The sequence below is a fragment of the Photobacterium aphoticum genome (assembly GCF_001029435.1).
Lineage (GTDB): Bacteria > Pseudomonadota > Gammaproteobacteria > Enterobacterales > Vibrionaceae > Photobacterium > Photobacterium aphoticum.
In genome coordinates, this window is sequence record NZ_LDOV01000016.1 from 76,799 (window position 1) to 91,753 (window position 14,955).

General features: G+C 50.5%; 15 protein-coding genes. 6 read left to right on the plus strand and 9 right to left on the minus strand.

Translation table 11 applies throughout. The features are described 5' to 3' along the window. Nucleotides 1-61: 61 nt before the first annotated feature. Nucleotides 62-1,198, plus strand: coding sequence for a beta-aspartyl-peptidase (gene iadA / locus ABT58_RS08635; protein WP_047873984.1), 1,137 nt, complete (start codon nucleotides 62-64; stop codon nucleotides 1,196-1,198). A gap of 157 nt (nucleotides 1,199-1,355) precedes the next feature. On the opposite strand, the gene ABT58_RS08640 is transcribed toward iadA, so the two are convergent. From ABT58_RS08640 to gshA, 4 genes are all read right to left on the minus strand, one after another. Continuing rightward, on the minus strand, nucleotides 1,356-2,906 hold the full coding sequence (locus tag ABT58_RS08640) for a glutathione synthase (RefSeq protein WP_373300209.1): 1,551 nt from the start codon (nucleotides 2,904-2,906) through the stop codon (nucleotides 1,356-1,358). Nucleotides 2,907-2,943: 37 nt separating this feature from the next. Then, on the minus strand, nucleotides 2,944-4,779 hold the full coding sequence (locus ABT58_RS08645) for an ABC transporter ATP-binding protein (protein WP_047873985.1): 1,836 nt from the start codon (nucleotides 4,777-4,779) through the stop codon (nucleotides 2,944-2,946). Nucleotides 4,780-4,864: 85 nt separating this feature from the next. After that, on the minus strand, nucleotides 4,865-6,670 hold the full coding sequence (locus ABT58_RS08650; RefSeq protein ID WP_047873986.1) for an ABC transporter ATP-binding protein: 1,806 nt from the start codon (nucleotides 6,668-6,670) through the stop codon (nucleotides 4,865-4,867). Between the two features lie 8 nt (nucleotides 6,671-6,678). After that, nucleotides 6,679-8,286 carry a glutamate--cysteine ligase gene (gene gshA, locus ABT58_RS08655; protein WP_082211035.1) on the minus strand — a complete coding sequence of 536 codons (1,608 nt, stop codon included), beginning with the start codon at nucleotides 8,284-8,286 and terminating at the stop codon, nucleotides 6,679-6,681. A gap of 367 nt (nucleotides 8,287-8,653) precedes the next feature. Between gshA and ABT58_RS08660 the strand changes: the two genes are divergently transcribed. The 3 genes from ABT58_RS08660 to ABT58_RS08670 all read left to right on the plus strand — a co-directional run bounded on the left by ABT58_RS08660 (nucleotide 8,654) and on the right by ABT58_RS08670 (nucleotide 10,112). Then, nucleotides 8,654-9,199, plus strand: a complete 546-nt coding sequence (locus tag ABT58_RS08660; protein WP_229821724.1) for a TetR/AcrR family transcriptional regulator — start codon at nucleotides 8,654-8,656, stop codon at nucleotides 9,197-9,199. 91 nt (nucleotides 9,200-9,290) lie between these two features. Beyond that, on the plus strand, nucleotides 9,291-9,797 hold the full coding sequence (locus ABT58_RS08665; protein ID WP_047873987.1) for a GNAT family N-acetyltransferase: 507 nt from the start codon (nucleotides 9,291-9,293) through the stop codon (nucleotides 9,795-9,797). 57 nt (nucleotides 9,798-9,854) lie between these two features. After that, complete coding sequence (locus tag ABT58_RS08670; RefSeq protein WP_047874081.1) at nucleotides 9,855-10,112, plus strand: YjhX family toxin; 258 nt, start codon at nucleotides 9,855-9,857, stop codon at nucleotides 10,110-10,112. A gap of 162 nt (nucleotides 10,113-10,274) precedes the next feature. Here ABT58_RS08670 and ABT58_RS08675 read toward each other — a convergent pair whose 3' ends face one another. Both ABT58_RS08675 and ABT58_RS08680 read right to left on the minus strand, forming a co-directional pair. Further along, a complete protein-coding gene (locus tag ABT58_RS08675) occupies nucleotides 10,275-10,748 on the minus strand; it encodes a hypothetical protein (protein WP_047873988.1) in 474 nt (157 codons plus the stop codon). Nucleotides 10,749-11,022: 274 nt separating this feature from the next. Next, the gene (locus ABT58_RS08680) at nucleotides 11,023-11,532 is read right to left on the minus strand and encodes a GNAT family N-acetyltransferase (protein WP_047873989.1); all 510 of its coding nucleotides are present in this window, start codon (nucleotides 11,530-11,532) and stop codon (nucleotides 11,023-11,025) included. A 183-nt stretch (nucleotides 11,533-11,715) separates the two neighbouring features. Between ABT58_RS08680 and ABT58_RS08685 the strand changes: the two genes are divergently transcribed. After that, nucleotides 11,716-12,054 (plus strand): hypothetical protein, encoded by a 339-nt coding sequence (locus ABT58_RS08685; protein WP_047873990.1) that lies wholly within the window; start codon nucleotides 11,716-11,718, stop codon nucleotides 12,052-12,054. Nucleotides 12,055-12,174: 120 nt separating this feature from the next. Here ABT58_RS08685 and ABT58_RS08690 read toward each other — a convergent pair whose 3' ends face one another. Then, on the minus strand, nucleotides 12,175-12,693 hold the full coding sequence (locus tag ABT58_RS08690; protein ID WP_047873991.1) for a lipocalin family protein: 519 nt from the start codon (nucleotides 12,691-12,693) through the stop codon (nucleotides 12,175-12,177). Nucleotides 12,694-12,837: 144 nt separating this feature from the next. Next, nucleotides 12,838-13,224: a lysozyme inhibitor LprI family protein gene (locus ABT58_RS08695; RefSeq protein ID WP_047873992.1), complete on the minus strand. Its 387-nt coding sequence runs from the start codon at nucleotides 13,222-13,224 to the stop codon at nucleotides 12,838-12,840. Between the two features lie 287 nt (nucleotides 13,225-13,511). Between ABT58_RS08695 and ABT58_RS08700 the strand changes: the two genes are divergently transcribed. Further along, nucleotides 13,512-13,835 (plus strand): hypothetical protein, encoded by a 324-nt coding sequence (locus tag ABT58_RS08700; protein ID WP_156168817.1) that lies wholly within the window; start codon nucleotides 13,512-13,514, stop codon nucleotides 13,833-13,835. Between the two features lie 15 nt (nucleotides 13,836-13,850). Here the strand turns inward: ABT58_RS08700 and ABT58_RS08705 are convergent, their stop codons facing one another. Beyond that, nucleotides 13,851-14,861 (minus strand): SphA family protein, encoded by a 1,011-nt coding sequence (locus ABT58_RS08705; protein ID WP_082211037.1) that lies wholly within the window; start codon nucleotides 14,859-14,861, stop codon nucleotides 13,851-13,853. Nucleotides 14,862-14,955: the final 94 nt, after the last annotated feature.

The following is a 14,955-nucleotide window of genomic DNA, read 5'->3' on the forward strand; positions in this document are numbered from 1 at the left end:
ATGCCAACGGACAGCAGTTCATCCCTGCTTGGCTTACACAACAGAAAACGGAAGCGCCCTTATGTTTACCCTACTTAAAAATGCTGATCTTTATTCCCCACAGCCACTCGGCAAGTCGGATATCCTTCTTTGTCAGAATAATATTCTGGCAATCGCCCCTTCATTGCAAGTGAGCGGTCTGAAAGATGTGAATACTATCGACTGTACCGGCAAGATTGTCGCGCCAGGACTGATTGACCAGCACGTTCACCTTATCGGTGGTGGCGGTGAAGCCGGTTTTGCCAGCCGCGTACCGCAAGTGACCCTGCGTAAATTGATTGAAGCCGGTACTACTACCGCGATTGGCGTGATGGGCACAGACGGGATCTCCCGCTCACCGCGTGATTTGTACGCCAAAGCCGCCGCATTGCGTGTTGAAGGCATCAACACCTTCATGCACACCGGTTCGTACGAAGTACCAACGAAAACCCTGACCGGATGTATTCGTGACGACATCACCTTCTTACCGTGTGTATTGGGCGTGAAAATTGCGCTGGCGGATCACCGTTGTTCGTTCCCAACCACTGAAGAGCTGTCCCGCATTGTGTCTGACATTCGTATCGCGGGCATGCTGTCTGGCAAACGTGGCGTACTGCATATCCACATGGGTGACCTGGCGGATCCGTTTGCACAAATTAACGAACTGCTCAACATGGGCTTGCCTATTCACCACTTCTCTCCAACCCATGTAGCGCGTAACGAGCACCTGTTTAAAGATACCCTCGCATTCGCCCGCAAAGGCGGTTACATGGATATCACCTCGGGCGGCAGCTGCTTTGAAACGGCTGAGCAAGCAGTACGCTATGCACTGGAAGCGGATGTGAATCCAGCCCGTATTACCATCAGCTCTGACGGTAACGGCAGCCTGCCTAAATTTAATGACACAGGCAAACTGGTGGGCATGGCCGCTGCTGATGTAAACAGCAACCTGATGATGCTACCGAAGATGATTGATTTGGGGATCCAACCAGAAATCGCGATTGCAATGATGAGCGCCAACGTGGCCGATTCGCTAGGCATCAAGAAAGGCCGCCTGCATGAAGGCGCGGATGCCGACCTGTGTATCTTCAATGATGACTTCACCCTCGACAGCGTGATTGTGAACGGTCGCACCATGATGCTGCACGGCGAAGTGTTAGTGCAGGGGAATTACGAGTAAGAGCCGAGAAACGAGATCCTAGATCCTAGATCCTAGATCCTCAGAACTCGAAACTCGAAACTCGAAACTCGAAACTCGAAACTATTTTCCGGCCCCAAAAACAACAAAACCACCATGACGGTGGTTTTGTTATTTTTAACGAACACAATGAACAGTATTAGTCCACCAGCGTAATTGAATCCAAGATCCCTTTGCCGCTGTGAATGCCGCCTTCGTGTTCTTTGGCAGGTTTGCTGCGCACCAAATACCCCACATAACCTTGCTGTCCTGTCATGGACTGGGCGGTCATAGGCTGGCCGTTAAAATGAGCCGTGAACAAGCCAATCTCACTGACTAAATCCGCCACCACCGTCATTTGACCATTGCGTACCCCCAATGCCGGACGATCACGCTCGTGCGGATACAAACGTTGCATCAGCGCCCAGGCGGCATATTCGTCAGGCTGTAAGGCCGCCAGGGTCTTGGCAATATCGTCACCGAACACACAGTGACCGCCACCTTCCCCTTGGTTTTTCAGCACCCACGCCGCCGGATCAGCTTGGGTCATGAACCATTCCACGGTGTCAGTAGAGATCGGATGCATCGCGGCTAAAACGCTTTTCACCTGCTCGGCTTGGAATAAATCCAAGCCCCAATGGGTCAAGTCGCTGGCTGGCATGCGCGTTAACAACATCTGCATCGCTTTGCTGGTCGCCAGTTGCTGACTCACCGTCGCATTCACCGCCACACGGTGCTGTTCGATAAACACGCGGGTCTGGCTGAGCGCGTTCATCGACATAGCCGATTCACTATCTCTATCAAGGGAGCTATCTCGGTCAACGCTATCTTCGTCAACCCTATCTCGGTCAACTTTATCTTGGCAAACGGAAGTCTCTGGCACCAAATAATCTTCCGGCTGATACCCTGCACGCAGGTACACCACATCCACAGGCCCCAATCCCGCCAAAAGCAGACGCTGGCCGTCTCCGGTCGATAAATCTGTTGCTAACTGAGCAAAGGTGCGGCGCACGGTACGCACACCCAAATCCTGCAAGGCCACCTCCAGCAAATGCTGATCGTAAACATTGTCCTCATCCGGCTGCACCACCATCACAAACAACGGCGCACCGCTTTCATCAAACGAGGCTTTGATCTGCTCAGCCGCTTGGGCAATCGCCCCCGCCAAGTGAAACAAACAGGCATTGGGCGCAGGCACCGCAGCAGGGTTTTCTACCCATTCTTGATAGAGCGACGGCCACTGTTGCTGCACATACGCATGCAACTGAGTCGCACGCTGACCAAACGGGCCCATGCCGGCAGCAATACCGTTGAACTCAATCACTTTCGCCCCTTGCTGGCGATCGTCCATATAATCGGTACGCATCAATAACAAAGGCTGACGCGGTGGCGACAACGGGGCATCAGCGGTACCGTGTAACTGCTTGTGCAACGTCATCAAACGGCCAAAAAACGGATCCGCCTGTGCCATATCATGCAGTGCCGATTGCACAAACGCCGCGTCTTCCGACACGGCACTGATCAACTGGCTGATCAACGGCGTTACCGCCAACAAATGGTCAAACGCCGCACGCTGCAAGGTGATTGGCGCCAAGCTAAACGGGCAATGGCGCGCCGTACCATCGGGATTTTTGATCGCCACACCGTGCATCATGGCCCATTCACTGGCTTCAGCAATCACACTTGCCGATGGCGGGATCGGCGCAGACAATACTGGTGCAGACAATGCCGAGGCAGATAAAGGCAACTCAGGCGACGGCCAAGCCAAGGTGGCTGTTTTCATGTTCAATTTCTTCTTTTGCTTTTTGTGCTAAGTAAAGCGCGCGGTATTCGCCGTCTTGCCTTACCAATTCATCATGTGTGCCTTGCTGGATAATGTGTCCCTTATCCATCACCACGATGTGATCCGCATGTTTGATGGTCGACAAACGGTGCGCCACCGCAATCACGGTACGGCCCTGCTGCATGTTCGACATCGCCGCTTTCACCGCTTCTTCCGACTCACTGTCGATATTCGCGGTCGCTTCATCCAACAGCAGAACCGGTGGATCGTACGTCAGCGCACGGGCCAACGCCAGTAATTGACGCTCACCCACCGACAGTTGCGCCCCGCCAAAGCCCGGCTGATGGTGATAGCCTTTTGGCAAACGTTCAATGAAGGTCGACGCTTTCACCTGACGCGCCGCTTCCATTGCCGCCGCTGCATTCGGCTCACCGTGGGACAAATCAATGTTGTCGAGCAAGGTGCCGTTAAACAAGTACGGATCCTGCGACACCAAACCGATACGCTGACGCAACTGCGCATTCGGCAGGGATTCAATCGGCTGGCCGCCAATCAAAATGTCGCCGCTCTGGTGCTGGTAAAAACGCATCAAAATATTGATCAACGAACTCTTGCCGCTGCCGCTGTGGCCGACAATGGCAGTGAACTTGCCGCCTTGTGCAGTGAAACTGATGTTATTGAGCGCATTTCGCCCCGGCTCATACCCAAAGCTGACATCACGGAATTCAATGTCATTGTGATGACTCGCGGCACTTAACATCGTGTCAGCAGCTGTCGATGGCTTCGCAGTCAATGATACATTGGCTGGCACATTGGCCGTTACAGGCTCATCGCGGTGCAGCGCATCGGTTTCATCATCCAACAACTCAAAAATGCGTTTGGCCGACACGGTCGCCACTTGCAGCTTACGCAGCTCCATCGACAACATGCGGAACGGTTCAAAGAAACGCTCAATGTAGTTCAGGAAGGCATACAGGGTACCGATCTCCAGCACACTGGTGATCGACGCCTGACCAAACCAGCCGACAATCACGATGGTCGCCAAGCCGCCGACTAAGCGGGTGAACGGCGCCAACATCAAGCAATCAATGCCAATCGAGCGGGTACGGAAAGTAAACCAACGCTGGTTACTGTCTTCAAACTTGTCTTTAAACGTTGCTTCCTGACGGAACGCCTGAATCAACGCCATGCCTTGCAGCGACTCGTTGATCTGGTTGTTGATGTTACTCACCTGCTGACGAATACCGTCGAAAATCGGCATCGAAATGGTGCGATAGCCGTGCATGGTCAGCAGCAACACCGGGATCAGCACCAGGCTCAGCATCATCAAACGCCAGTCCAGCAGCGCAATCGCGATGAAGATACCGATCAAACGCAATGTGCCCTGCAAAATCGTCGGCACCGTCGAGACATACATATCGCGCAGTGATTCGGTATCGTTAGTCAGGTACGACACCAGCTTGCCTGACGGCAAATTGTCAAAGGTGCGGATCGGAAAACGCAGCACATGGTTAAACAGCGCACGACGAATATCATTCACCACCAGCAAGGCACCATGACGGAACGAAAACGCCTGCAAAAACTGGAACGTGGCTGAGAACAAATACAGCCCCAGCACCGCGCCGGTCAGCATCAGCAACTGTGGCCATTCAAACTGTTGCGGCACGATCACGTCATCGATGATCACTTTCGCCAACCACGGAATGGTCATCTCCGCTGTCACGGCCACCGCCAACATGGCAAACGCGGCAATAAAGCGCATTTTGTGCGGCAAAGAGTAGGCGAACAGGCGGGCAAACATTCCCTTGTTTTTCGATGTGTTTCTCGATGTATTTGTCGATTTGTTTATAGATGCTGCCGCTGCCTGTGCAGTGTTTTGTTTGGCATTAGGCATGACATTCTCCTGCTTCCGCCAAATCCGTGTCAGATGCCGTTGATACAGCGGCTGATGACGGATGACTCAATTGGTTCTGACGCTGATACACCGTGGCATACCAGCCTTGATTTTCCATTAAGGCTTTGTGGCTGCCCTGCTCCGCAATACGGCCTTCTTCCAGTACCAGAATATGATCCGCGCCATACAGGTTTGGCAGACGCTGGGTGATCAGCAGGACGGTTTTATCGCCATAATGGGTGCTCAGGTTATGACGCACACGGGCTTCGGTTTTCATGTCTAACGCACTGAACGGATCGTCCAGCAACAAAATGTCAGCGTCTACTAACAAGGCACGGGCCAAGGTGATGCGCTGCTTCTGACCGCCCGACAGGTTGCCGCCGTTTTCACTCAGCGCGGTCTGGAAGCCGTCTTTCATCGCCTCGATTTCTTCTTTGATACCGGCCATGTCAGCGGCATGCATGATGGCCTCCATCGATGCATCCGGTTTGCCCATCGCGATATTTTCCGCAATGGTGCCGGTGAACAACAACGGTTTTTGCGGTACCCACGCCATGGTGCCGCGCAATGACGAGAACGTCAGGCTGTCGGTCGAGATCCCGCCGAGCGTAATGTGTGAGGCGTCATCCGTCAGGCCATATTGGCGCAACAGCAAGCTAAATAGCGTACTCTTGCCGCCACCGGTCGGGCCGGTAATGCCCACCAAGCCACCCGCTGGCACTGAAAACGCCACGTTTTCCAATGCTGCGTGTTCATTCTCAGGATAAGCAAAACGGTTGATCTGCATCTCGATGGCCATCGGCGTATGGGCTGGCAAGGTTTGCTCGCCTTCCGTTACTGCCGGCTGTTCCGCAAACAGTTTTTCCAGACGATCCCACGACGTATTACCACGCTGGAAAATGCTGAACTGCCAGCCAAACTGCATGAATGGCCCCAACAATTGCGCCAGATACAGGGTAAAGCTGGTGAACAAGCCCACAGTGATCTGCCCTTGGCTGATCAACCATGCGCCGTAACCTAAGGTGATCACAAACGAGGTGCCGTAAATCATCTGAATGGTCGGGCCAAACAGGGAATCCACTTTCGACACCGCCACGTTCGCTTCTAGCGTGTCATCCAACGCTTTTTCAAAACGCTGCTGCTGACGGGCTTCCAACGCGTGCGAGCGCACCGTCACAATACCCGACACCGTGTCACGCGCTTCTTCGTTCAGATGGGAAAACGCGGCCTGCGCACGACCAAACGACTGCTGCACACGCACGCCGTATTTACGGGTCACCCACACCAACAGCGGGAACGGCAACAAGGCCACCGCCGTTAACTGACCGCTGACCACAAAGATCATGCCGAAAATCACCGTCAGACCGGCGATCAGCGAATCGACCATGGTCATCACACCGCCGCCTGCTGCCTGCTCGACCGCATTCAGATCGTTAGTGGCATGAGCCATCACATCACCTGGGCTATGCTTGCCGTAAAACGCCGGCGACAACAGACTTAAATGGGCAAACAACTGGCTGCGGATCACCCGCGTTAATCCCACCGATGCACCATATAACTGGTTCTGCCACACATAGCGCAGACCATACATCGCCAGCACCGCCACAAAAATGCCCAGCAGGTGGGTCAGTAAGAAAGAGCGGGTTAACGTATCGTGACTGATGGCATCAACAATGCGGCCAATCAACCACGGTGGCATCAGGTTCAGCAGGGCGACTGCCTGCAGCCCGACAAAGGCAATAAAATAACGTCGGGCAAACATTTTCATGTAGCCGCGTAATTTCCACAGAAATTCCATAACGGAGGTTACTCACAGGTGCTGGATAGGGTGTTTTTCTCTCGCAAGAAATCATCAAAGCTCAAGGTGTCTTGCGCTTCTTTTTGTTGCTGCGCCGCAATGGATGAGACGGCCAAGGCCTGAAGCTGAGCCACATCGTCCGCATTCACAGCAGCCTGCTGTAACACGGCATGATGCTGCTGAGCCAGTTGCAACACAAAAGTGCGATAGCTTACACCATGACGCTGAAGATCCGCCAACAGTTGTGCCGACGGGGTCAGCGTACTGTCTGCAAACTTATCTTGCTGACGTTGCAGGCTGCTTTGATAACCGGCTTCCGCCATGCCGTAAGCGCTGTCTAATGCCGCAGCGAGAGGTTGCATCGCCGCAAGCAGTGACTCGCCCATTGCCACCAATGGCTGTGCGCCGTCTACCGTTGGCAACATCAGCCCCGGCTTGCGGCCTTCCGTCGCCACTAACTCCTGACGTAACTGGATGATCGCCATTTCTTCCGGCTCCAATTCCGGACTCGGTGCCAGCGCACAATAGGTCAGGAAGGCATCCAGAAAATGGCTCTGGCTTTCATCTATCCCCACCGGCAGGTACGGATTGTTGTCCACACTGCGCAGCTCAACGTATTCCACCCCTTTGCGGCACATGGCATAAAGCGGACGTAAGTCTTCACTCACGATTTTCGGACGAATCGCACCGTACAGCTCATTTTCCATTTGCAGGACGGACGTATTCACCTGCTCACCCGCATCGATACCGGCATAGCCGTCACTTTGCAGGGTCAGCAGACGATACAAATCGTTCAGGTAAGCGGCTTTGTTGTTATAGCTGATCGCATGCTGCGATTGTTCACTACTGCCATAACCCAAATTACTCAGACGCAGTGAGGTTGCCCACGGCAGATAAAACGTCTCGTTATCCAACGCCTGCAACGGGTGCTCACGCCCTTCAAGATAACTGCTATCTAGTGCTGGAGAGGCACCAAACAAATACGGTACCACCCAGCCATGACGTAGTGCGTTACGGATAAGGTGGAAATAACGGCTGGAAATAAACGCCGATAACGGCAGTTCACTGCCTGTTTGCTGATGCAACTGCTGCCAGAACGCCTCCGGCAACGAGAAGTTATAGTGAATGCCCGACACGGTTTGCATGCGGCGGCCATAACGGTTCGCCAGACCCTGACGGTACAGCTTTTTCAGCCGCCCTGCGTTGGACTGGCCATAATCGGCAATGGTGATCGCCGACTCGTCCGGCAGACGCGGCGGGAAACTTGCGCCCCACAGCACCTCCCCTGCTGGCAGTTGTTTCGCCACGGTGTGGTGCAAGGTGGTCAAAAACGCGAACGTCTTTTGCTTATCGGTTTCTGCCGGGGTGATCAGCTCTAACTGCGCTTCGGCAAAATCGGTGGTGATATACGGGTGCGTTAACGCCGCCCCTAATGCCTGCGGGTGTGGCTGATCAGACAATGTTGCCGCAGCTGTCGCGCGGATCCCTTCTTTTTCAATCCCACGACGAATACCTGTCAGGGTGGCGGCCAAATCCGCTGTAAGTGTAACGGGTGCTGACGCTGTTGGAGACACAGTCGCCGCGACCGGCGCATCAGAAGTGATTGCTTGTTGCATGTTCTTTTTCTTCGCTCTTCACGCAAACAGCGATGAGAACCAAGCCCGATTGCTGGCCCCATCGCTGTTTGTGGTGGTGTTCAATATCTGTAAGACGTGTGGGGACGGGAAAAGACGACAGAAAAGGTGAAAAAGTTTGAGAGCAGGGAAAAGCAGGGGCGAGTTTTTAGGAACGAGGATGAGCGGAAGAGCAATGGTGCTGTGGTGCTGTGGTGCTGTGGTGCTGTGGTGCTGTGGAACGCTACGTTGTCTGAAAATGGGTATCCAGCATTGCAACCCAAGAAAAGGCGATTAAACTGCTTGACAACATAGGGGCGGATCCCTAAATTACAAACCGACCGAACGGTCAGCCGATGTGAGACATGTGATGACGATGGACAAAAGACACCATATTATTGAAGTCGCGACTCGATTATTTTCTGAGAAAGGATTCGAGAAAACGCCTATTTCATTGATCTGTGAAGAAGCTGAGGTTTCTAAGGGATTGGTGTTTCATCACTTCAAGAATAAAAATGACCTGCTCAGGGAAGTGTTCGTTCATATCACTTCTGTCATTGAAGAAGTGGATCAACAAGATGCCCATATCGATGTGAATGACATTCGCATGGAATCATTGATCAACTCGATCTTTGATGGAATGACCAAACCTGAACACCGAAAGATGTATCAATTTAACTTCAGTGTCATGGTCCATCCAACCACACGCTCTATCGTTGTTGACTTGATTGATGAAAGATACCAAGGCTTGCAAACCTCAACAGAAGAGGTATTTCGCGCGCTTGGGCATGACAACCCTTCGGTCATCACGAAAATGTTTATTGCAGAGATTGATGGTATCGCCATGAATTATCTGCTTAATGACGATTTTCCAATCAACGAAATCCAGCAAGAATTCATTAAGAAATACTGCTAATTTCGTAAAAATCACGCATCACCAATGCGTGATTTTTTTAAACCCAAAACACTGACCGACCAGTCGGTATTTATCTTAAAAGAGAGAAAAAATGAATACGCCTTACCACATTCAATATGAAGCATTCGCAAACGCAGGCGGTCTTTACGATGAACGACATGCCAAATTGTATGCCGAGTTTGCCGATGATCTGATTGCAGACGGCAGCTATTCCATTGTGTATGAAGGTGTGGCACACGCTTGCTATACGCCCATCACCATTGATGCCGCGCCACATTTAAAGTGTTACGTATTGGCTCCGCTGGCGGTCCTTCCTGAGTACCAAGGGAAGGGTTATGCAACACGCTTAATGGAGCAAGCAGAACGTGAGTTAGATGCCGATGTGATCTTTGTGATGGGCGAACCCTTTCATTACGGGAACCGCTACAACACACCGCACAACGTGCTGCCACCGGTGAAAACGCTCGCGCCTTTAGAGTGCTGGTTCGCCAGAGAATTAACCCCTGGTGCGCTCGATAACGTCGGTGAATCGACCTCAACAGTGAAAGGCCCGTATGCCTCGCCGTTGATGTGGGGCCACCCGAGTGAACAAGTGTAATTAATCATTGAAAGGGCAATGTTTTGCCCTTTCAATCTGACATTGAGAATAGCCACAATGAACCTTTCAAAACACGAACAAAGAGTGTTGCACGTACTCGCATTAGGCGGAGAAATTCAATACTCAAGAAACGGCAGTAGTAAAATAAACGAGATAGCTTGTTTTTCCCGCGAAGGCCATATCTTGGCAGATTGCACCATCGAGATATTCCAGCGGTTGAAAAACAAAAAGCTGATCCGTTCGAAAAACAGTGCGCCGTACCGAATTACCGCATTAGGTGCTTCTTCGGTTAAATCACAAATGTTTCAACGTTAATGTGTTATGGACACTGCGTTTTAGCACCATGGAAAATCATCGCAGTTATATCGATAAGCCCCGTTATAACAACAGACCAATAAAGGGGGCATCTTTATGTCCCTTCAATCTAATCACGCGCCTCCAATGCCAACACAAACAGGATCTGCTCAATAAAAAGCGTCAGTTTATGGTGTTTTCTTGAATTTGATCTGGAGTAACGGTGATAAGTACCGTTTGGGGTAACGCAGACAAAGTGGCTTCAGGATTCAATGCCTGCGAAGTGTAAGGTAAAACGTGTAATTGAATCATTGCCGTGTGATGACGTTCTGTCGGTATCCATTCAATATCGACCACTTCACCTCCTACCTCCAAATCAAAGCTATTCGTTACAGGCTCTGCATCCAATGTGCTGACCGTTATGAAATACTCGTATTGGCAGAGGCTACCCTTCCCTTGGGTACAATTGATGTTTTCAGTCTGCACACTGAATAGCTCAACCTGCAATGTTTTTTCAACGTCTGGAGAATAGGTATTCAGGTCAAGAATCTCATCAACAAGCAAGTACCTTTCATCCATTGAATACCACGGAAGACATCCGCTAAACATCATGCACCCCGACAAGGATAAGCATAATAAGATAATGATAATTCGCATGATATCGCTCACTGTAGAAAACAGCATCATCGCAATGCGCTGCGTTCAACGCGAATTTCAATCACTCGTTTTGGAACACGGTCGATTTTTATTCGTTCACACACTGCAAATCACATAGCATTCAAAGCGTACTGATTTAGTGATGCAATCTCATCGTTAGTTGACGGTGATATCGTAACTCGTGATTGGACGTGAATAAGTTATGCGCTTTGATAAATGAAAGAACAACGCATTAGTTTTGGTTATTTGCCGTCAATGCCCTGTGGCTCAATCGCTATAACGTGTAGAAATGGTCATCGTATAACTGCCCTCGAATTTCATAAGCATTGGGTTCGATTGTTGATAATTTGAAGCCACACTTTTCTAAGACTCTTTCTGATGCAATATTGCCTTTGGTAACGACGGCGTTATAACGATTTATCTCGCCAATATCCTGAGACCAAGCGACTAACGCGGCAAGTGATTCAGTCGCATAGCCTTTACCATGGAAACTCGGTAATAGTAGATAACCCATTTCAGCCACACCGCCAACCAAATTGAAACCCGTTACACCAACCTTGTTTCCAGATTCTTTTTCTGTAATGACCAAGCATAACCAGTGCTCTGAATCTACTGTCCAGTTTGGTAATCTAGAATCAAAACCAGCCTTAACATCAGCCTCGCTCGGCTCATCAAAACACAAAGCGATTATCTCTGGATCAGTCTGAAGCTCATAGTATAAAGACCAATCCTCGTTAGATAGCTGTCTCATTGTTAAGCGCTTTGTCTCGATATTGATAGTCATAAGGTGTCAGTGTCCAAATCAGAGCTGTGAAAAATATACCCTTTCTCATTAGAAACGCTAAGTCAACACCAAAGTCCAGCTATCTAGGAAAGCCGTACAGAATCACTGTCTTTAACTACTAAATCTCTACGACTCTCCCCTGATAGTGATACACTTTCCGCATCAGAATTATCGAGAAACCCTATGTTTATCCATCATGTTAACGGCATCGACTGGCTAGTCATTACTGCTTTTGAAGAACTAAAAACACTATTTATCGAAGACGCTGGTGCGATCCCCGCTTGCTTCTCTACCACCAGCGAGTTGAGCCTGATAGATCAAGCCAAGCGCACATATGGATATTTGCCTTCACTCAGCGGCGTCATCACCGATACCGGCACGTATCAAAGCAAAGATATCGAAGAAGATTTGAACCCACAGCTTGCCTGCATTGTTGAGGGGCGTGGCCGAGTGTTTATCTATCACGGCGGCTTTGTGGCTTTTGTGGATGACGAGCAAACCTTTATTACCCGAATGGACTGAAACTTATTCAGTACGTTGAAGCCAGTAATTTGAAGTCGGCTAATTGGCATCCCTAGCAAGGAATGGGGCATATCTATGCCCATTCCATCAACCCAATCACATACAAACTCAACGGCAACGTCACTCCCCATACTTCACCACAATAAGTCCATCAGTATCAAAGCCGCGTGCTTTTGCCATGACGATGAATTTTTCCATCACGCTAGGATCAACCGTTGGGGTGCGCGCGAGTAGCCATAGGTACTCGGTAGAAGGGCCAGAGACAAAAGCGTATTGATAACCTGCGTGATCAAGTTCAAACACCACATACGCGCCATAGAAAGGGCCAAAGAACGACACTTTCAGGTAGCCTTCATCGGCACCATTGACGAAATAAGCTTTACCTTCCGCTTGCTGCCAGGCATTTTCTTCGACTGAAAAGCCTCGATTAATCACCCGAACGCCACCGTCATCACGCAGGCTGTATTCTGCGGTGACTTGAGTTAACCCACGCTCAAAGGAGTGATCTAAACGGGCAATTTCATACCACTTGCCCAAGTAGCGGTTGAGTTCAAAATTGGATACTGGCTGTACCGTGTCAGGCATACCGGTACACCCCGTAAGCCATAACAGACTGAACAAGAAGACAAGCTTTTTCATACGACATCCTTGTGTTGATAGCCCGAACAATCAGGCATTTACATCATGGCAACATCACACCATAACCTATCAGATAAGTATAGTGTTATCAGTAGGATAAACAGTGTTGTCGTTAGCTTTCTCTACACTTTAGCCACTACAGGATTATGGATGAGCGACAAACCACGATAAATAAGCTTTTCTTTGCCGATATTTGTTTTCAAGACAATTATTCAAAATGGAAAAGTAGCCCGTTCCGGTTGACGATTCCACCGTCTCAAACTCGCAGTCCGCATACATGGCTTTTTCCCATAAGGCTTGCGAGGCTTGGAGGGTGCGTACATATTTAGGGTCATTAATTTCAACGAGGTACTTCACAATGGCATTCACCGCAACCTTTTCATCGGCTACCGCCTTTTCAGTGCACGCATCCATCTCATATTGTGTCTCTGCATTTATGCATGTTTCACTTCGAGGCGGCTGATAGCAATCCGCATCCTGTCCACTCGCATGTACATAGACAGAAGCCCAAAGAACCCCACATACCAACATAAAACATCGTGTACATATTCTTTCTTTACGCATATTTCCTTTGTACCGATGCTTTATGCATCAGTCAGATCCAATCCATGACAATAGGGCAAACAGGATAGAATAAAATTCCGCGTCCTAGCTGATGTCCCTGTTCATCTTTCGACGAGGCACAAACAATCTATAGACTGTCAATGCGATTGCCGTCGTTTCAATGCCCGTCATCTCAGTTCATTAAAAAGAAACTTGCCTATTACGGGGTGTCACTTCATATCTCACACTCTGAAATGACGTTGAAAGGTACAATGATGATCCCCCCAATCTGCTGTCTTTGCCACAAGGACTACTATGATGAACCGCCGGGATGTGCGGGAGAGTTCGTCAAATTCAAAAACTATCAGGCGATTAATGAGGTTAATACTGATACTGGTGCATTCACGCTGAATGAGCCGAGTGGCTATCGGTACTTTTGTTCTCGCCACCTCCCCCATGCTGTTGCACTTTCACATAAAACGGCAGAAGAAGCGTTTGATGCACTGCAAAGCCAGTTTGCTGACGAGATTGAACAAATCAAGCAAGCTAATCAGCCGCTGTCTTTGTGGCAACGCGTGAAACGAGCTTTCAATCAATAAATAAGCAAGAGGCAATCAATACATCACTTGCAGGGCGAACGTGACGTGATCGCCTTCTGTCGTTGCTTGGGTGGCAAATTCGTTTTGCCACATCAGAGAGGCTGACAGTACGGCATTGGCCACTGCGGTGTGATAACTCACACGCGGCCCCCATGACCAGGTGCGAAACGTTGTGGTCGATTTGGAATGTGCGGATACGCCTTTACCGGAATCGGTAGAGAGTTGTTGTACGCCCACGCCGGAAAGGCCAATGCCGACCATGCCGCCAAGCAACAATACGCGCTGTTCAACCGTGGCACTCAGGCGGGCAATGTCACCGCTGTCATAGTCGGTTTTGTCGTTCGGAGTATTGAAGCCGACGCTGGCGTGAAGGGAGGCATATTGACCAGTGACAGGTTGGTGATAACTGAGCGCTGCGGTCGGCACGATGCTCCAGTACTCGGTACTGAGTGACGGTTTGCTGGTTGAGGCATCCTGTCCGGTCGGCGCATAGAAGGCCAATTGCAGGTCAGTTTGCCAATGGTCATCCATCGTGTAGGCCAGCATGATGGGAGTGAACACCATATCGCCCAGTCCGCTGGCATTAGCACTGGTATTATCAAAACCGCTCGCCGTTGAAGACGAACGGGGCTCAAGAGAGACATACGGCAGCTGCACGTGCATGGCATACGTCCAGCGTTCCGCCAGTGCAATATCCGGCCGCCACAGGATATCCAGCGAAACCGATTCAAACGAGACAGCGTCTATTAACGCATTCTCACTGTGTGCCTTGCCGTCATAAAAGTGTGTGGTTAGCCCAACCTGCCAGTGCGGCGGTTCAGGCTGGTGTGAATACTTTGATGCCGTGGTGGGAACCGTAAGATCATTCACGGTACGCCAGCGCAGTACATCACTGATCCCTTCCGCCGCTTGTACGGTCGGGCTGGCCGCGAATATCACTACCAAGGCAAAAATGCCGCGCTTTGCATTGGGGTGAAATTCGCCCATAGTCCATTTTACAACACTTCCCAGAACGCCTTCCTGCATGGTGTTGTTGCCTCCTGCTGACCGCCCTTTATCACCTTAGTCACTGACGCTTTGATGCGCTACTGTCTGAAGCGGCTTACCTTCACCAATGATA